General features: G+C 64.0%; 16 protein-coding genes. 8 read left to right on the top strand and 8 right to left on the bottom strand.

The genetic code is table 11. The annotated features are described in order from the left end of the window. Nucleotides 1-190: 190 nt before the first annotated feature. A complete protein-coding gene (locus tag TP2_RS14930; RefSeq protein ID WP_038079120.1) occupies nt 191-736 on the bottom strand; it encodes an RSP_2648 family PIN domain-containing protein in 546 nt (181 codons plus the stop codon). Further along, entirely contained in the window at nt 736-1,929 is a 1,194-nt protein-coding gene (locus TP2_RS14925; protein ID WP_038079119.1) for an RSP_2647 family RNA methyltransferase, read from the bottom strand. Before TP2_RS14925 ends, TP2_RS14930 begins: the two co-directional genes overlap by 1 nt. Before the next feature lie 212 nt (nt 1,930-2,141). On the opposite strand from TP2_RS14925, the gene edd reads away from it, so the two are divergent. Both edd and eda read left to right on the top strand, forming a co-directional pair. Continuing rightward, nucleotides 2,142-3,947 (top strand): phosphogluconate dehydratase, encoded by a 1,806-nt coding sequence (gene edd, locus TP2_RS14920; RefSeq protein WP_038079118.1) that lies wholly within the window; start codon nt 2,142-2,144, stop codon nt 3,945-3,947. A gap of 130 nt (nt 3,948-4,077) precedes the next feature. Further along, nucleotides 4,078-4,719, top strand: coding sequence for a bifunctional 4-hydroxy-2-oxoglutarate aldolase/2-dehydro-3-deoxy-phosphogluconate aldolase (eda, locus tag TP2_RS14915; RefSeq protein WP_038079115.1), 642 nt, complete (start codon nt 4,078-4,080; stop codon nt 4,717-4,719). Between the two features lie 6 nt (nt 4,720-4,725). Here the strand turns inward: eda and TP2_RS14910 are convergent, their stop codons facing one another. Both TP2_RS14910 and TP2_RS14905 read right to left on the bottom strand, forming a co-directional pair. Beyond that, complete coding sequence (locus tag TP2_RS14910; RefSeq protein ID WP_038079197.1) at nt 4,726-4,992, bottom strand: hypothetical protein; 267 nt, start codon at nt 4,990-4,992, stop codon at nt 4,726-4,728. Between the two features lie 15 nt (nt 4,993-5,007). Next, nucleotides 5,008-7,782: a [protein-PII] uridylyltransferase family protein gene (locus TP2_RS14905; protein WP_038079113.1), complete on the bottom strand. Its 2,775-nt coding sequence runs from the start codon at nt 7,780-7,782 to the stop codon at nt 5,008-5,010. Nucleotides 7,783-7,928: 146 nt separating this feature from the next. Between TP2_RS14905 and TP2_RS14900 the strand changes: the two genes are divergently transcribed. The 5 genes from TP2_RS14900 (at nt 7,929) to TP2_RS14880 (ending at nt 12,690) form a co-directional block, all read left to right on the top strand. Next, on the top strand, nt 7,929-8,396 hold the full coding sequence (locus TP2_RS14900) for a YbaK/EbsC family protein (protein ID WP_038079109.1): 468 nt from the start codon (nt 7,929-7,931) through the stop codon (nt 8,394-8,396). Between the two features lie 127 nt (nt 8,397-8,523). Beyond that, entirely contained in the window at nt 8,524-8,979 is a 456-nt protein-coding gene (locus TP2_RS14895) for a DUF2852 domain-containing protein (RefSeq protein WP_038079106.1), read from the top strand. Between the two features lie 139 nt (nt 8,980-9,118). Further along, complete coding sequence (locus tag TP2_RS14890; RefSeq protein ID WP_038079103.1) at nt 9,119-9,949, top strand: arginyltransferase; 831 nt, start codon at nt 9,119-9,121, stop codon at nt 9,947-9,949. A 243-nt stretch (nt 9,950-10,192) separates the two neighbouring features. Next, entirely contained in the window at nt 10,193-11,290 is a 1,098-nt protein-coding gene (locus tag TP2_RS14885) for a TRAP transporter substrate-binding protein (RefSeq protein WP_038079101.1), read from the top strand. A gap of 287 nt (nt 11,291-11,577) precedes the next feature. Further along, on the top strand, nt 11,578-12,690 hold the full coding sequence (locus TP2_RS14880) for a TRAP transporter substrate-binding protein (RefSeq protein ID WP_038079099.1): 1,113 nt from the start codon (nt 11,578-11,580) through the stop codon (nt 12,688-12,690). A gap of 105 nt (nt 12,691-12,795) precedes the next feature. On the opposite strand, the gene TP2_RS18700 is transcribed toward TP2_RS14880, so the two are convergent. From TP2_RS18700 to TP2_RS14865, 4 genes are all read right to left on the bottom strand, one after another. Further along, a complete protein-coding gene (locus TP2_RS18700) occupies nt 12,796-12,963 on the bottom strand; it encodes a hypothetical protein (RefSeq protein WP_169739546.1) in 168 nt (55 codons plus the stop codon). An 88-nt stretch (nt 12,964-13,051) separates the two neighbouring features. Then, nucleotides 13,052-13,222 (bottom strand): hypothetical protein, encoded by a 171-nt coding sequence (locus tag TP2_RS18695; protein ID WP_038079096.1) that lies wholly within the window; start codon nt 13,220-13,222, stop codon nt 13,052-13,054. 56 nt (nt 13,223-13,278) lie between these two features. Further along, nucleotides 13,279-15,024, bottom strand: coding sequence for a TRAP transporter large permease (locus TP2_RS14870; protein ID WP_038079094.1), 1,746 nt, complete (start codon nt 15,022-15,024; stop codon nt 13,279-13,281). Then, nucleotides 15,024-15,596 carry a TRAP transporter small permease subunit gene (locus TP2_RS14865; RefSeq protein WP_038079093.1) on the bottom strand — a complete coding sequence of 191 codons (573 nt, stop codon included), beginning with the start codon at nt 15,594-15,596 and terminating at the stop codon, nt 15,024-15,026. The genes TP2_RS14870 and TP2_RS14865 overlap by 1 nt, the downstream gene beginning before the upstream one ends. 530 nt (nt 15,597-16,126) lie before the next feature. Here TP2_RS14865 and TP2_RS14860 point away from each other — a divergent pair. After that, nucleotides 16,127-17,872, top strand: coding sequence for an acetolactate synthase 3 large subunit (locus tag TP2_RS14860; RefSeq protein WP_038079092.1), 1,746 nt, complete (start codon nt 16,127-16,129; stop codon nt 17,870-17,872). Nucleotides 17,873-17,939 lie beyond the last annotated feature (67 nt).

The following is a 17,939-nucleotide window of genomic DNA, read 5'->3' as shown; positions in this document are numbered from 1 at the left end:
GGCGAAAGGGGGCGCTGCCCCCTCTTTCCTATCGGAAATTCACCCCCGAGATATTTAAATCAAGAAGAAGAGGAATTGGAGACTTCTTCTTGATCGAAATATCTCGGGGGAGTCCTCGAAGAGGACGGGGGCAGCGCCCCCTCCTTCTCTGTAAATTGTCGCCCTCCGGCGACGGGGGCAGCGCCCCCTATCACCCCGCCAAAGCCTTGCCGAAACGCGGAAGACGGGCACGTTTCATCAGGGCGCGGATCGGCTGGGGATCACCGGAGAGGCGTTCGGCTTCGGCACGCACAGCCTCGGTTACAGCGCGCATTTTCTCGGGATGTGTCGAGAAAAGTTGCCACAAAAAACCGTCGGGATCGCGCCGCTCCAGACCTTCGCCCGCCAGCGTTCCGCGCGGGAAATCCTGTGCATTGAACGTCAGGATCGCATCTGCCCCACCCGCGATGGCGGCGGCAAGAACGTGCAGATCGTTTTCATCCGGCAACACCAGGCGCTGTTCGATCCCCGGCTGTGGGGCGATCTCCGCTTTTGGGAAGGCGGCGCGCAAAAGGGCGATCTCGCCGCGGGCGATGGCTTCGTCTGCGGGCGCGCGGCGCGCAGCCGCTCGGGCCCATTCCTCGAGGATACGCGCCGACCAGAGCGGACGGTAGAGACCCGCTTTCGCCGCTCCGATCAGGATCTCGCGCAGAACCGTCGGATAGAGAACACAGGCGTCGAGCAGGATCTTCTGCATCAGTCGAGCCGGAAGAAGAGCGACTTGAGATAACCCGACTCGGCGAGTTGCGGCAGCATCGGGTGATCCGCCCCGGCATAGCCGGTATGGATCAACTGGGCGCTGCGGCCCGCCTTGCCGATGCCACGGGTGCAAGCGGCGCGGAACTGCGCCAGGTCGGCGGCATGCGAGCAGGAACACAGCACGAGATAGCCGCCCTCTTCCACCAGCGGTGCGGCCATGCGGGCGATCCGCTCATAGGCGCGCAGCCCCGCTTGCAGCGCGGGCTTGGCGGGCGCGAAGGCGGGCGGATCGCAGATCACCAGATCGAAGCGCGCGCCCTCCTGGCCGAGCGCATCGAGCTGATCGAAGGCATCGCCCTGACGGGTCGAGAAGTGCCCACCCGCGCCCATCGCCTGCGCGCCCCTGGCCGCGAGATCGAGCGCCGGGGCCGAGGCATCGACCGAGATCGCAGATTGCGCACCGCCGGCCAGAGCCGCGAGCGCAAAGCCACCCACATGGGAAAAAACGTCGAGCACCCGCGCGTCGTTCGCCAGCCGCGCCGCAAAGGCGTGGTTCGGTCGTTGGTCGTAGAAGAGACCCGTTTTCTGCCCACCCAGCAGGTCGGCCATGTAGATCGCCCCGTTCATCGGCACCTCGACCGGCGTATCAAGACTGCCACGCAGCACGACCGTCTCCTCGGCCAGCCCTTCGAGCGTGCGCGCGCGGCCCGATCCGTTCTTGATGATGGTGGAGACGCCCGTGACCTCGGCCAGCGCGGCTTCGAGATCTTCGATCATCATCTCGGACCAGGCGGCGTTGGGCTGGATCACCGCCGCGTCGCCGAAGCGGTCGATGATAACACCGGGCAGCCCGTCGGCCTCGGCATGGATCAGACGATAAAAGGGCGCCTCGAAGAGCCGCGCGCGCATCTCGAGCGCACGGGTCAGTTTCTGCGCGATCCAGGCGCGGTCGATCTCCACCTCGGCATCGCGGCTCATCACCCGCGCGATGATTTTTGAATTCGGGTTCACCGTGACCGTGGCCAACGGACGGCGGTCTGCATCCTCGAGCGTCGCGATCGTCCCGGGCGCCATGGTCTTGGTGCGCCGGTCGACGACCAGCTCATCGGCATAGACCCAAGGGAAACCGTGGCGGATCGCGCGGGCTTCGGCTTTGGGACGCAGGCGGACAACGGGACGGGGCTGGCTCATAGGGCACTCCTTGATCTTGCGTCTTCCTAGCGCCAAGCGCCTGAGCGCGAAAGCCCTGATCCTTGCCAGCGCTCCTCCCCGCCCCACATAAACAGATAGCTTTCCGGGTTGCGGCGTTAGCGCTAACATGATAGAGGACGCGCATCCCTTCGATCCACGCAGCCCGCCACACCTCCCCATCGGCGGCCGCAGAGCAAGGAAAGGCCGACGCCATGACCCTCGACGCCACCATTGCCCGTGTCACCGACCGTATCCGCACCCGTTCAGAAGGCCTGCGCGGCGAGTATCTCGCACGGATACGCGAAGCGGCCGAAGCCGGGCCCGCTCGCGCCCACCTGACTTGCGGCAATCAGGCCCATGCCTATGCCGCGATGGGGGACGATAAGGACTCGCTCGCCGAAGGTCGCGCCCCGAATATCGGGATCGTCACCGCTTACAACGACATGCTCTCGGCCCATCAGCCCTACGAGACCTATCCGCAACTGATCAAGGCGGCGCTGCGCGAGATTGGCGCCACGGCGCAGGTCGCGGGTGGCGTTCCGGCCATGTGCGACGGGGTCACGCAGGGCCAGCCGGGGATGGAACTGTCGCTCTTCTCGCGCGACGTGATCGCACTCGCGACCGGCGTGGCGCTCAGCCACAATACTTTCGACGCCGCGCTTTACATGGGGGTCTGCGACAAGATCGTGCCGGGCCTGATCATGGCGGCGGCCACCTTCGGCCATATCCCCGCTATCTTCATTCCCGCAGGGCCGATGACCTCCGGCTTGCCCAATGACGAGAAAGCCCGCGTGCGCCAGCAATTCGCCTCCGGCGAGGTGGGCCGCGACGAATTGATGAAAGCCGAGATGGCCTCCTATCACGGGCCGGGCACCTGCACTTTCTACGGCACCGCGAATACCAACCAGATGCTGATGGAATTCATGGGGCTGCACCTGCCCGGAAGCTCCTTCGTGAACCCCAACACGCCTCTGCGCGAGGCGCTGACGGTGGCAGGCGCCAAGCGCGCGGCGGAAATCACCGCACTCGGCAACGATTACCGCCCGGCCTCGGAGATCCTCGACGAGAAGGCCTTCGTGAACGGGCTCGTGGGGCTGATGGCCACGGGCGGCTCGACCAACCACATCCTGCACCTGCCCGCGATGGCGCGCGCGGCGGGGATCATTCTGGACCTTGAGGATTTCGACGAGGTTTCCTCGGTCGTGCCGCTTCTGGCCAAGGTCTACCCGAACGGGCTGGCCGACGTGAATCATTTCCACGCCGCCGGCGGGCTGCAATTCATGATCCGCCACCTGTTGAAATCGGGGCTACTGCATGAAGACGCCAAGACCGTCGCGGGCGACGGGTTGAGCCGCTACACGCAGGACGCCAAACTGACCGAGGATGGTCTCGTCTGGGTCGAGGGTCCGGAAGACAGCCTCAACGACAAGATCCTGCGCAAACCCGCCAACCCCTTCCAGAAGACGGGCGGCTTGAAGCAACTCAACGGCAATCTCGGCCGCGGCGTGATCAAGGTCTCCGCTGTCGCCCCCGAGCGTCACGTGATCGAAGCGCCTGTGCGGGTCTTCAAGGAACAGCATGAGGTGAAAGACGCGTTCAAGCGCGGCGAGTTCACCTCCGACACGATCGTCGTCGTGCGTTTCCAGGGACCGAAGGCGAACGGGATGCCCGAGCTGCACTCGCTCACCCCCACCCTCTCGGTGCTGCAAGATCGCGGGCTGAAAGTGGCACTGGTGACCGATGGCCGGATGTCGGGCGCCTCGGGCAAAGTGCCCGCCGCGATCCATGTCTCGCCCGAGGCGGCCAATGGCGGCCCGCTCGCCAAGCTGCAAGACGGCGATATCGTGCGGCTTGATGCGACCACGGGCGAACTGACCTGCCTCTCCGAAGGTTTCGAGACCCGCATCCCCGTCGAGCCCGATCTGCGCGCCAACCAGTTCGGCATCGGCCGCGAGCTCTTTGCCGCCTTCCGCACCCATGTCGGCCCCTCGACCTCCGGGGCCTCTGTCGTACTTTGAGTTTTCGCCTCCGGCGGGGATATTTCGAGCAGTTGGAACTCGGAACTTCACTTCCAATTGCTTCAAATATCCCCGCCGGAGGCATCCTGCCCTTTCCGCCCGCGCGGGCGTTCAAGACTGGAGTGATCCGATGACACCAACCGAGCAATCCGCCGCCGCCCGCAGGGTCTGTGAACTCGCCCCGATCGTACCCGTGATCGTGGTCAAGAATGTGGCCCATGCAGCCCCTCTGGCGAAGGCGCTCGTCGCGGGCGGGTTGCCCGCGCTCGAAGTGACTCTGCGCACGCCCTGCGCGCTCGATGCGATCCGCGCGATGGCGGATGTCGAAGGTGGCGTGGTCGGCGCGGGCACCCTGCTGACGCCTGCCGATGTGAAGGCCGCAAAGGCCGCGGGCGCAAAATTCGGGGTCTCGCCCGGGGCAACGGATCGTCTGGTGAAAGCCTGCGAGGATGAAGGCCTGCCACTTCTGCCGGGCGCGGCCACCGCCTCCGAGGTGATGAAGCTTTATGAGATCGGCTACGACGTGCTGAAATTCTTCCCCGCTGAAGCCTCCGGGGGCGCACCGGCACTGAAAGCCATCGGCGCGCCGATTCCGCAGGTGAGCTTCTGCCCCACGGGTGGGGTCAGTATGAAAAACGCGAACGATTACCTAAGCTTGCCGAACGTTCTTTGTGCGGGTGGCTCCTGGGTTGCGCCCGACGCCATGGTGCAATCGGGCGATTGGGCCGGGATCGAGGCGCTCGCCCGCGAGGCAGCTGCGCTGCCGCGCTGAGCGGGATTAGAACCGACGCCCGCGCGCGCCGCCACGCCGCGTGGGCGGCCCGCTCTCGCGGGTGAGCCCTTCGCTGAGCACCTGGCTCATCGGGTGCTCGGGCGGGCCTTGGTAGCCCACAAGCACCGTGCGGATCGCCTCCTTCGCATCCAGTCCCGGCGCGAGGCTCAGCGCCCAGTCCATGAAGATCGACCGGCATTCGGCCTCGCCGATCCCGTCGATCTTGTAGCTTTCGCGGATCAGCCCCTTCGGGTCCGCCTCGCTCATATCCATCAGCTTGCGCCCCATTCAGCCCCCCAGAATCCGATCGACGATAGCAGCGACTTCGGCTGTCGCCGTCTCGAGCCGCGCGCTCAGCGCCTCGAGCGTCTCCATACCCGTCTCGCGCAGCATGAAGGCGGTCGCCCCCTCACCCAGCGCCTCGAGATCGAGCGCGTCGTCGCTCAGCAGTTTCTCGCCCGCGCGCAGCCGCCACAGGAAGCGGTAGGCCGAGGCCAGTGTCTCGCCGGTCGCCTTGTCGACCAGCCCCGCCCGCGGTCCGATCCGCAGCTGCGCCTCGACGCGGCGTGCCGGCGCGCCCTCATGGAGCGCGAACCACTGCGCGAGCAACTCGATATCCTGCAAACGCCCCGCGCCGATCTTCGCTTCCCAACGCCCCTTCACAGGCTTGGCCGCGAAAATCCGGGCGCGCATCTCGGCGAGATCCGGCAGCACTTTCTCCGCCTTGCCCTTCGCCGTGAGTACCTCGAGACGGATCGTCTCGACCTCGGCAGCAAGCTCGGCACGCCCCGCCACCGGTCGCGCCCGGGTCAGGGCGAGATGCTCCCAAGTCCAGGCCTCGTTCATCTGGTAATCGGCAAAGCTCGACAGCGCCGTCGCAACCGGTCCCTGCCGCCCGGACGGGCGCAGCCGCATGTCGACCTCGTAAAGCATCCCCTCTGGCATCTGTGCCGAGAGCGCGGTGATCAGCGCCTGTGTGAGCTTCGCGTAATAAGTCCTTGTGGCGAGGGGTTTCTTGCCGTCGGAATAGTCCTGCCCGGCGGGATCGTAGATCACGATCAGATCGAGATCGGACCGCGCGTGAAGCCGCTCCGCGCCAAGGCTACCCATGCCCAGAACCACCGCGCCATTGCCCGGGCACGGCCCGTAACGGCGCGCAAATTCGCCTTGCACAACGGGCCAGAGCGCCGCGAGCACCGCACCTGCCACATCGGCATATTGCCCTGCCGCCTCGGCGGCATCGACCAGCCCGCGCAGCTGGTGCACACCGACACGGAATTTCCATTCCTTCGCCCAGCGTCGCGCCGCGATCAGTGCGGCCTCGTAATCGCCTGCCTGTGTCAACAGACGTTCGAGATCGCCCGTCAGCGCCTCGCACCCCGGCCAGGGCGAGAAGAAGCTGCCGCCCAGAACCGCATCGAGAACGCCAGCATTGCGCGAAAGATAGCCCGCAAGTCCCGGCGCTGTTGCGCAGATGTCGACAATCAGGTCGATCAGCTGCGGACTGGCCTCGAAAAGAGAAAAAAGCTGAACCCCGGCGGGCAGTCCCTTTAGGAAACCGTCGAACTGCGTCAGCGCCTCGTCCATATTGGCCGCCCGCGCCATCCGACCCAGCACTTCCGGTTCGAGCCGCTTGAAGATCGTGCGCGCGCGTTCCGACCGTAGCGCGGGATAGCTGCTCCAGCCCTCGACGATCTGGCGCGCGCTTTCCGACAGATCGGGTCGTTCGCTGGCCTCGTCGGGAGCGAAGAAATCATTGGTGAGCGTCTCGACCCGCTCGAGCCGCGAACGCAGCCGCTCGGACCAGCGCGAAAGATCCCCCTCGCCCATCATCGCCGATATCCGCGCGAGCCCATCCTCGCTCGTGGGCAAGAGCTGGGTCTGGGCGTCGTTGACCATCTGGATACGATGCTCGATCTCGCGATGTTCGCGGTAATGATCGATCAGCTCCTCGGCCACCTCGACCGGCACCCAACCTTTCGCGGCGAGCGCCCGCATCCCGCCGACGGTGGTGCGGTCGCGCAAGGATTCGTCGCGCCCGCCCGCGATCAGCTGTCGGGTCTGGGTGAAGAACTCGATCTCGCGGATCCCGCCCTGGCCGAGCTTGATATTGTGGCCCGGCACCTCGATCGGCCCGTGCAACCCCTTATGCTCGCGAATCCGCAGCCGCATGTCATGCGCGTCCTGAATCGCCGCGAAATCGAGATGCTTGCGCCAGACGAAGGGGCGCAGTGTTTCGAGGAACCGCTCTCCGGCGGCGATATCGCCCGCGCAGGGGCGCGCCTTGATATAGGCCGCACGCTCCCATGTGCGCCCCTCGGATTCGTAATAGAGCTCGGCCGCCCCCATCGAGATGCAGACCGGCGTCACGCTCGCATCGGGGCGCAGGCGCAAATCGGTGCGGAAGACATAGCCCTCTGCGGTACGGTCATTGAGCATCCCGGCCATCTTCCGCGTCGCACGGATCAGCGCCGCACGCGCCTCCATCTGGTCGATCGCGTCATAGCGGCTTTCATCGAACAGGCAGATCAGGTCGATATCGGAGGAATAGTTCAGCTCCCCCGCCCCCATCTTGCCCATGGCGAGCGCGACCATTCCGGCCGCGGTCTCGGCATCCTCTTCAGTCGCGCCGGGGATCTTGCCGCGCCGGATCTCGTCGCCGACGAGCCGTTTCAGCGCAAGATCGACCGCGAGATCGGCCAACCGCGTCAGCGCGCCAGTCACCTCTTCGAGACACCAGACCCCGCCGAGATCCGCGAGCCCCGCGAGAAGCGCCACCCGACGTTTGGCCCGGCGCAGCTCATTTGGCAGATCGGGCAGCGCGACCGGGTCAAGACGGGCGAATTCCTCGGCCAGTGCGGCCTCGGGATTGCCAGATAGCGCGGGGCGCAGCCAGTCGGCCTCTTTCTCCATTAACGCCTTGAGATAGGGGCTGCATCCGGCAGTCCCGGCCAGCAGATCGCGCAATTCGGGCGCAAGATCGGCAAAGAACCCGCGCGCCTCTTCGGCACGGTCAGGCTCGAAAGGCAGCGGGGCACGGGTAAGACGGGACGCGAAGGGCATGGCGTCATGCTTACTGCGCCCCACGCGCGGGTCAATGGGAATTGGAGGGGATTGGATCGGGGCGACAACTCGTCCTAGATGGTCCCGGCCGGGGCGCGGCCAAGTGATGTCGGATGCCTCCGGCGGGGATATTTGGAGCAGTTGGAATGAGCAAATCACTCAAAAGGGTCCGTGCGGCGCTGGAGGCGGCGGGCGCCGCGTTCGAAATTTCCGAACCGGGAGAGGCGCGCACTGCCCAGATGGCCGCCGATGCCGTGGGCTGCGAGGTCGACCAGATCGCCAAGTCGATCATCTTTCGCGGAGAAGAGAGCGGTCATGTCGTGCTGTTCATCACCGCAGGCGCGAACCGGGTCTGCGCCGAGAAGGCCAGCGCGGTGGCGGGTCAGCCGCTCGGCAAGGCCGATGCCGGTCTGATCCGGGCCGAGACCGGCTTTGCAATCGGTGGTGTCGCGCCACTCGGTCACACCGGCCCGATCACCGCCTTTCTCGATCCCCGCCTTTTCGATTTTGACACGGTCTGGGCGGCTGCGGGCACGCCACGCCATGTCTTTTCGATCACGCCGGCGGATCTTGAGCGTATCAGCGGGGCGAAACGCGCCGATTTCACCGAATAAATGCGAGCCTTTCCGGTGGCTTGAGGGCAAAATGTAAAAATCATTCACATACCCTCTTGCAAAGCGGGGCATTGCTTACGATCTTGGAGATGTGAAAAGCATTCACATACTCAACCCGGAGGTTCCGATGTCCACCTATTCCACCAACACCATTCCCGCCCCGCGCGGCAATTGGTTCACTCGTGCGATCGAGTGGATGGATGGAAACGGCCCCGGCGCGTGGATCGCGCTGATGGTGGCCGGTTTCATCTTTGCCGGCCCGCTGGGTCTGGTCCTGTTGTTCTTCATCCTCTTCACCGGCCGTTTCGGGCGCCGCTGGCGCACGGGTGAGGCCACCCAGCGTCGCGCCTTCGGCTGCTGCGGGTCGCATCGGGTCCATGTCTCGCGCTCGACGGGCAATGCCGCCTTCGACGCTTACAAGGCCGATACGATCGAGCGCCTTCAACGTGAACAACAGGAGTTCGAAGACTTCCTGCGCCGTCTGCGCGAGGCCCGCGACAAGGCCGAGTTCGACCAGTACATGGAAGAACGCGCCAAGGCGGCCGCAGAGAGCACCGACACCGAGGCGACCGAGCGCGCCTGATTTCGGCTCCCTTCCCCACCTCCCCCGAGCGCCCCGGTTGACCCGACCGGGGCGCTTTCTATTTGTGGAGAAGGAAACACTTGGCGGGTGCGAGCCTCTTTGCTAGCCTTCGAGCCAACCCGCCCCGATCGAGGCATCCATGCGCCACTCGCTTCCGCTCGCTCCGCAGTTCTACGTGACCGCGCCGCAGCCCTGCCCCTATCTAGACGGCAGGTCCGAGCGGAAACTCTTCACAGCCCTGCAAGGGGAAGGCGCGGAAAAGCTCAACAACGCGCTGTCGCGTCAGGGTTTTCGACGCTCTCAGAACGTGCTGTACCGGCCCTCTTGCGCCGATTGCACCGCCTGCCTGTCAGCGCGGATCCGGGTGGCGGATTTCGAGCCGACGAAATCACAGCGCCGCGTGCTCAAGCGCAATGCCGACCTGCGCCGCACCGCGACCTCTCCCTGGGCCACGGAAGAGCAATTCGCCCTCTTCCGCCGCTATCTCGATACGCGTCATGCCGATGGCGGCATGGCCGATATGGATATCTTCGAGTTTGCCGCGATGATCGAGGAGACGCCGGTCAAGTCGCGCGTGATCGAGTATCGCGAGAGCGCCGAGACGCCGGGATCGTTGCGCGCGCTGATCGCGACATGCCTGACCGACGTGCTCGATGACGGGCTCTCGATGGTCTATTCCTTCTACGAGCCCGAACGGATCAAGGACAGCCTCGGCACCTATCTGATCTTGGATCATATCGAGATCGCGCGCCGGGTTGGTCTGCCTTACGTCTATCTGGGCTATTGGGTGCCGGGCTCACGCAAGATGGGCTACAAGGCGAATTTCGCGGCCCTCGAGATCTACAAGGGTGGCGCCTGGACCGATATCGGCGATCCGGCCAGTCACGAGACAGAGACTCACCCGCTCTCGGTTGACCCGATCGCCGAGCAGGTCGCCCGGATTCAACTGCCCGATACACGCAGCGGCTGAGGCTTTCCTTACCCAACTCGACGCTAGATTCGCAGGCAGCTGCCCAAGCCTTGTGCAGCGCCATCCCGTCAAATCATTTCTGAGAAAATTTTTCGTGATCCTAAACGGTTAAGTGCCCGGGATCACTGGACAGTTCCCGCCCGCGGTGAAACGGTCCGCGCAAGCCCGCGATGTCATCGGAGGATACGCGGGCGGCAGGGAGAACGCTCCCTGCATTTCGAAGCAAAATTGGGAGGATCCTTCATGGACCGTCGTTCCTTTCTGACGAAAGCTGCGCTGGGTGGCGCGGCCGCGAGCACGCTGGCAGCGCCTGCGATCGCGCAAAGCAACCCGCAGATCACGTGGCGCCTCGCCTCGTCCTTCCCGAAATCGCTCGACACGATCTATGGCGGCGCGGAAGTGCTCTCGAAGATGGTCGAGGAAGCCTCGGACGGCAATTTCAAGATCCAGGTCTTCGCCGCGGGCGAGATCGTCCCCGGCCTTCAGGTCGCCGATGCCGTGATGAACGGCACCGTCGAGGCCTGTCACACCGTGGGCTACTACTTCTGGGGCAAAGACCCGACCTGGGCGCTCGGCGCGGCCGTGCCCTTCTCGCTCAACGCACGCGGCATGAACGCCTGGCACTACCACGGCGGCGGCATCGAGCTCTATAACGAGTTCCTCGGCAAGCAGGGCCTCTATGGCCTTCCGGGCGGCAACACCGGCGCGCAGATGGGCGGCTGGTTCCGCAAGGAGATCAACACCGTCGAAGACCTCAAGGGTCTGAAGATGCGCGTCGGCGGCTTCGCGGGCAAGGTGATGGAAAAGCTCGGCCTCGTGCCGCAGCAGATCGCCGGCGGCGACATCTACCCGGCGCTCGAAAAAGGCACCATCGACGCCACCGAATGGGTCGGTCCTTACGATGACGAGAAGCTCGGCTTCTACAAGGTCGCGCCCTACTACTACTATCCCGGCTGGTGGGAAGGTGGTCCGACGGTCCACTTCTTCTTCTCGAAGGAACAGATGGAAGGCCTGCCCAAGCAGTATCAGGCGCTGCTGCATACCGCAGCGCAGGCGGCCAACTCGGACATGCTTCAGAAGTATGACATGAAGAACCCGGCCGCGCTCAAGACGCTGGTCGCGAACGGCACCCAGCTGCGCGCCTTCTCGCCCGAGATCATGCAGGCCTGCTTCAACGCGGCCAACGAGGTCTATGCGGATATGGAAGCCAACAACGCCGAGTTCGCGAAGATCTGGAACGCGATCAAGGACTTCCGCAAGGATTGGTTCACCTGGGAACAGCTGGCCGAGTTCAACTACGATTACTTCATGATGAGCGAGGCGAACCAGGGCAAGCTCTGATCACCCTGGCTCGACCAGTCCTCTAGACTGGTCAACCCAATGACCCGGCCCCGGCGCAGCGATGCGCCGGGGCCTTTTGCTGCCTGCCCTTTTCGGCAGGTGCAGCCTCATGCCGCAGGTGCAACACGCGGGGATTTGACCAAAAACACAGAAAAGCGGGAAATGGCCGGTTTACAGGTGCAATCGGTCAAGTAAAGTGACCGCCATGGACGCCTGCGGAGGGAGCCTTCGGGCTAGGAGCGGGCGGAACCTGACAAGACGAGAACCAAAACCGGGAGGAATACCATATGGATCGTCGCTCTTTCCTGCGCAAAGGCGCACTTGGCGGGGCTGCCGCGGCTGCGGGCAGCGCGCTCGCCGCACCGGCCATTGCGCAAGAAACCCCGACTGTGACTTGGCGCCTGACCTCGTCCTTCCCCAAATCGCTCGACACGATCTACGGCGCCGCCGAGACGATGGCGAATTACGTCAAGGGGATGACGGACGGCAAATTCAACATCCAGGTCTTCGCGGCGGGCGAGATCGTCCCGGGCCTGCAAGCCATGGACTCGGTCTCCAACGGCACCGTCGAGGCCTGCCACACCGCGTCCTACTACTACTGGGGTAAAGATCCGACCTTCGCCTTCGCGACCGCTGTGCCCTTCGGTCTCAACGCGCGCATGCAGAACGCCTGGTTCTACTATGGCGGCGGCAACGACCTGATGAACGAATTCTACGCGAATTACGGCATCACGGCCTTCCCGTGCGGCAATACCGGCGCGCAGATGGGCGGCTGGTTCCGCAAGGAAATCAACACCGTTGAAGACCTCAAGGGCGTGAAAATGCGCATCGGCGGCTTCGGCGGCAAGGTCATGGAAAAGCTCGGCGTCGTGCCGCAGCAGATCGCCGGCGGCGACATCTACCCGTCGCTCGAGAAGGGCACCATCGACGCCACCGAGTGGGTCGGCCCCTACGATGACGAGAAGCTTGGCTTCTACAAGGTCGCGCCCTACTACTACTACCCGGGTTGGTGGGAAGGCGGCGCTTGCCTCCACGCCATGTTCAACAAGAACGCCTATGAGCAACTGCCCGAGGCCTACAAGGTCGCGCTGCAGGCGGCGACCCAGGCGGCGAACTCGGATATGATGGCGTCCTACGACGCGAAGAACCCGACCGCGCTCAAGACGCTCCTGGCCCAGGGCACGCAGCTGCGTCCCTTCTCGCAGGAAATCCTCGATGCCTGCTTCAAGGCCGCTCAGGAAGTCTATAACGAGATCGGCTCGTCGAATGCCCAGTTCAAGAAGGTGCACGACCACATCTTCGCCTATCGCAACGACGCGTATGGCTGGTGGCAGCTGTCGGAGTTCAACTACGACTACTTCATGATGCGCCAGCAGGCGGCGGGCAACCTCAAGCTCTGAGAACGCCCCTGAGACAAAAGAAAGGCCCCGGATCGCTCCGGGGCCTTTTTTCGTCAGGGGCCTCGCATGGCGGGAATATCCGCGCCGGGTGCACAGTGCCCGGTCTTATTTCGTGGTGACGGCCCCAGCAGTCGCCCCGGCCACCGCGCCGACCGGCCCGGCCACCACGAGCCCGCCGACGCCGCCCGTCGCCGCGCGTTCGGTCATCGTATCGCCGCACGCCGCGAGCGCGCCCACAAGGCCCATGGCCATCAAGAGTGCAACTTTACGCATCCGTTCTTCCTTTCCGGTCTGTCAGCCGCCGGAGCGGCCTCTCGGTAGGAAGACGCACGACACGCCGACCCGGTTCCCGCAGCTCGGCTCAGTTTGTCTTGGTCACCACGCCGAGCCCGGCCCCCACGACCGCGCCCACGGGCCCCGCCACGACGAGGCCACCCACGCCGCCCGTCGCCGCGCGCTGCTCGGTGGTGTCGCCACAGGCCGCCAGCCCCGCCAGCACCGCCCCTGCAAGAATGTATCGAACGATCCGCATCTCAATCTCTCCAGTCGCAAGAAAAGGGCGGCCCCGCAGGGCCGCCGCTTGATCTCTTAATTGCTGCCCGGTGTCGGCAGCGGCGGCAGACCGCCCGGTGCGGGCGCCCCCGGCGCCGGCGCGCCACTCGGCGCCCCCAGCGGCGGCAAGCCACCAAGCCCCGGCAGACCGCCTCCGTTCAAGCCCGGCATCGTGGGCAGCTTGATCTCGACCGTGGACGGATCCACAACCTTGCCCTTGTAATGCATCACCATCTGCGGGAAGGCGATCACGATGGCGATCATCACGATCTGGATCCCAACGAAGGGAATGGCCCCCCAATAGATCTGCGAGGTCTTCACAGGCTCCATCTTCTTGCCGGTGACCTTGTCGATATAGGGCACCTTGGCCGCGACCGATCGCAGGTAGAACAGCGCGAAGCCGAAGGGTGGGTGCATGAACGAAGTCTGCATGTTCACCCCCAGGATCACCCCGAACCAGATCAGGTCGATGCCCAGCTTCTCGGCGGCCGGCGCCAGAAGCGGTACGATGATGAAGGCCAGTTCGAAGAAATCGAGGAAGAAGGCCAGGAAGAACACCAGCAGCGAGACCACGATCAGGAAGCCCAGCTGGCCGCCCGGAAGCGAGGTCAGCAGGTGCTCGACCCAGATCTGCCCGTTCACCCCGTAGAAGGTGAGCGAGAAGACCCGCGCGCCCAGCAGGATGAAGAGCACGAAGGCCGACAGGCGCGTGGTCGCGGCCAGCGCGTCGCGGACCACCTGATAGTTGAGCCGCTTTTTCACCGCCGAGAGCACCAATGCACCGACCGCACCCATCGCGCCGCCTTCGGTGGGCGTGGCCACGCCAAGGAAGATCGTGCCCAGAACGAGGAAGATCAGCGCCAGCGGCGGGATCAGCACGATGACCACCTGCTGCGCCAGACGGCTCATGAAGTTGGTCTTCAGCGCCTTGTCCAGCAGTGCCACGACATAGATCGCGATCACTGCCACGCCCGCGGCGAGGATCTCGGCATTGTTGACGCTCGAACCGCTCGCCTCGAAATATTTCTCGGCGAAGATGTAGATGGCGACCGCACCGGCCAGAGCCACCACGAGCGACATCACGCCCGAGCCGAGCGTGCGTGCCTCTTTCGGCAGCGCGGGCATCGAGTTCGGACGGATGATCGACATCACGAGCACATAGCCCAGATAGATGCCGGTCAGCACCAGACCCGGGATCAGCGCGCCCTTGTACATATCGCCCACCGAACGGCCGAGCTGGTCGGCCAGAACGATCAGAACCAGCGAGGGCGGAATGATCTGCGCCAATGTCCCCGAGGCCGCGATGACCCCGGTCGCCACCTTCCGGTCATAGCCGTAGCGCAGCATGATCGGCAGCGAAATCAGACCCATTGCGATCACCGAGGCCGCGACGACGCCTGTGGTGGCTGCCAGAAGCGCGCCCACGATGATCACCGCATAGGCCAGACCACCGCGCACCGGGCCGAAGAGCTGGCCGATCGTGTCGAGAAGGTCCTCGGCCATGCCGGATTTCTCCAGCACGATCCCCATGAATGTGAAGAATGGAATGGCCAGGAGCGTCTCGTTACTCAAGACCCCCCAGAAGCGTTCCGGCATTGCATTGAGCAATGGCCAGCTGAGGTTGATCGAACCACCCGAGTAGCCCGAGAGCTCAACGCCGATGACGAAGAACAAAAGACCGTTCGCGGCAAGCGCGAAGGCCGCCGGATAGCCGATCAACAGGAACACGATCAGCGAAACGAACATGATCGGGGCCATGTTCTGTGCGATAAGCTCAAGCATCACAGGCCCTCCTCTTCGGCGATCGGATCATGACCGTGATGGCCCGCGCTATCGGCATGGGGATCCTCGATCAGCCCACGCATCACCGCGATCTTCTTGATGATCTCGGACACGCCCTGGAAGAAGAGCTGCCAGAAGCCGATCAGCAGCAGCATCTTGGCCGGCCAAAGGATCAGGCCGCCGGAGTTCGTGGACATCTCACCCGAGCGCAGCGACAGCATCACGAAGGGCGTCAGCTTGAACAGCATCAGGATCACGAAAGGCATCAGGAAGAAGATGTGCCCGAGCAGGTCGATCCAGTGCTGCACCTTGCGCGAGAATGCGCCATAGACGATGTCGATCCGGATATGCTCGTTCTGCTTGAGCGTGTAGGCCGCCGCTCCAAGGAACGCCGCGCCGAAGAGATACCATTGCAGTTCCAGCCAGGCATTCGACGACATGTCGAACAGCTTGCGCACGATGGCGTTGGTCGCACTCACGAGGATCGACACGAGGATCAGCCAGGCAACCGCCTTGCCCACTTTTTCGTTGATGGTGTCGATCAGTCGTGAAAGGGCCAGCAAAGCGCCCATCTCACTTCCTCCCTAGTTTCCTGCCCCGCCTCAGGGCCATTGATCTCGTGATTGACCGAGCGGACAAGAAAGGTCAAGCGATTAAGGGCCATCTGGTCTGAACAGTTGACCACATAGGTCGCAACACGGCCTGCCCGGTCCACTCTTCGCACGCATTTGGCCGCCCGATTGCACCTGTCCCACTCAACTTATCGCGACGATGCGAGGGATGTTTTCGCAAAGTTGCGAGGGCCAACCAGGAACGCGCAACTTTTGGGAAGATATTTACCCACCTGCGACACTTTATTCAGGCTTTGGGCATTGACGCCCCTTTCGCCCGCTCATAATGTCCGCGCGAAGCATCGGAAAAGGAATTCGCGATGAATGCGATTCTTCTTGTCGTCGTAGGAGCCAAGCGCATGGGCCGGTAACGGTTAGACCATGAAGGTTCCCATGCGCCCCCGCCTCAAAGCCGGGGGCTTTTTCTTGACAGGACGATGCGTCGACGACAGACGGGGCTGGACCCGTTGGCGGGAATATGGAGTGAGCATATGGCACGGCAGATGACCGGCGCGAAGATGGTGGTGCAGGCGCTGAAGGATCAGGGGGTCGATACGATCTTCGGCTATCCCGGCGGCGCGGTTCTTCCGATCTACGACGAGATTTTCCAACAGAACGACATTCATCACATCCTCGTCCGCCACGAGCAGGCCGCCGTCCACATGGCCGAAGGCTATGCGCGCTCGACCGGCAAGCCCGGCGTGGTGTTGGTGACCTCGGGCCCGGGCGCCACCAACGCGGTGACCGGCCTGACCGACGCTCTGATGGACTCGATCCCGCTTGTGGTGTTCACCGGCCAGGTGCCGACTTTCATGGTGGGAACCGATGGCTTCCAGGAGGCCGACACCGTGGGCATCACGCGGCCCTGCACCAAGCATAACTGGCTGGTGAAGGACACCGACAAGCTCTCGGAGACGATCCACCAGGCCTTCCACGTCGCCACCTCCGGCCGTCCCGGCCCGGTGCTGATCGACATGCCCAAGGACGTGCAATTCGCCACCGGCACCTATACCGCGCCGAAGGCTGCGCGCACCGACAACTACCAACCGCAGGTGAAGGGCGATCTCGAGGCGATCACCCAGCTTGTCGAGCTGATCGAACAGGCCGAGCGCCCGATCTTCTATACCGGCGGTGGCGTGATCAACTCCGGCCCCGCCGCGAGCCAGCTGCTGCGCGAGCTGGTGGATGCGACCGGCTTCCCGATCACCTCGACGCTGATGGGTCTGGGCGCTTACCCCGCTTCGGGCAAATCCTGGCTCGGCATGCTCGGGATGCACGGGCTCTACGAAGCCAACCTCGCGATGCATGGCTGCGATCTGATGATCAACCTCGGCGCGCGGTTCGACGACCGGATCACCGGGCGTATCCCCGATTTCTCGCCCCGCTCGACCAAGGTGCATGTCGATATCGACGCCTCCTCGATCAACAAGATCATCCCGGTCGAACTGCCGATCCTCGGCGATATCGGCCATGTGCTCGAAGACGTGCTCAAAGTGTGGAAAGCCCGCGGGCGCAAGGTCAACAAGGCCGGGCTCGAGAAGTGGTGGAAGAAGATCGACGAGTGGAAGAAGGTGAACTGCCTCGCCTACACCAACTCGGAAAAGACGATCAAACCGCAATACGCCTTGCAGCGCCTTGAAGCGCTCACCAAGGGCATGGATCGCTACATCACGACCGAGGTGGGCCAGCACCAGATGTGGGCCGCGCAATTCCTCGGCTTCGAGGATCCGAACCGTTGGATGACCTCGGGCGGCCTTGGCACGATGGGCTACGGGTTCCCTGCCTCGATCGGCGTGCAGATCGCGCATCCCGATGCGCTCGTGATCAACGTGGCTGGCGAAGCGAGCTGGCTGATGAACATGCAGGAGATGGGCACCGCGACGCAGTTCCGTACGCCCGTCAAACAGTTCATCCTCAATAACGAGCGCCTCGGCATGGTCCGCCAGTGGCAGGAGCTGCTGCATGGCGAACGCTACTCGCAGAGCTGGTCGGAAAGCCTGCCCGATTTCGTGAAGCTCGCCGAAAGCTTCGGCTGGAAGGGGATCCAGGTCTCCGACCCCGCCGATCTCGACGATGCGATCATGGAGATGATCAATTACGACGGGCCGGTGCTGTTCGACTGCCTCGTCGAGAAGCACGAGAACTGCTTCCCGATGATCCCGAGCGGCAAGCCGCATAACGAGATGCTGCTGGCCGCCGATGCCGATGCCTTCAAGGAAGGCGCGACGCTGGTGTGATCGCGGCCGGGGGCGCTGCCCCCGGACCCACGGGATATCTGGACCAATTCGAAGAACGGGTCCGAGC

Origin of the sequence: Thioclava pacifica DSM 10166 (assembly GCF_000714535.1) — a bacterium.
In the GTDB taxonomy this organism is placed as follows: domain Bacteria; phylum Pseudomonadota; class Alphaproteobacteria; order Rhodobacterales; family Rhodobacteraceae; genus Thioclava; species Thioclava pacifica.
Note: the sequence above shows the minus strand (reverse complement) of the source record. Positions and strands in the feature narration are given on the sequence as shown.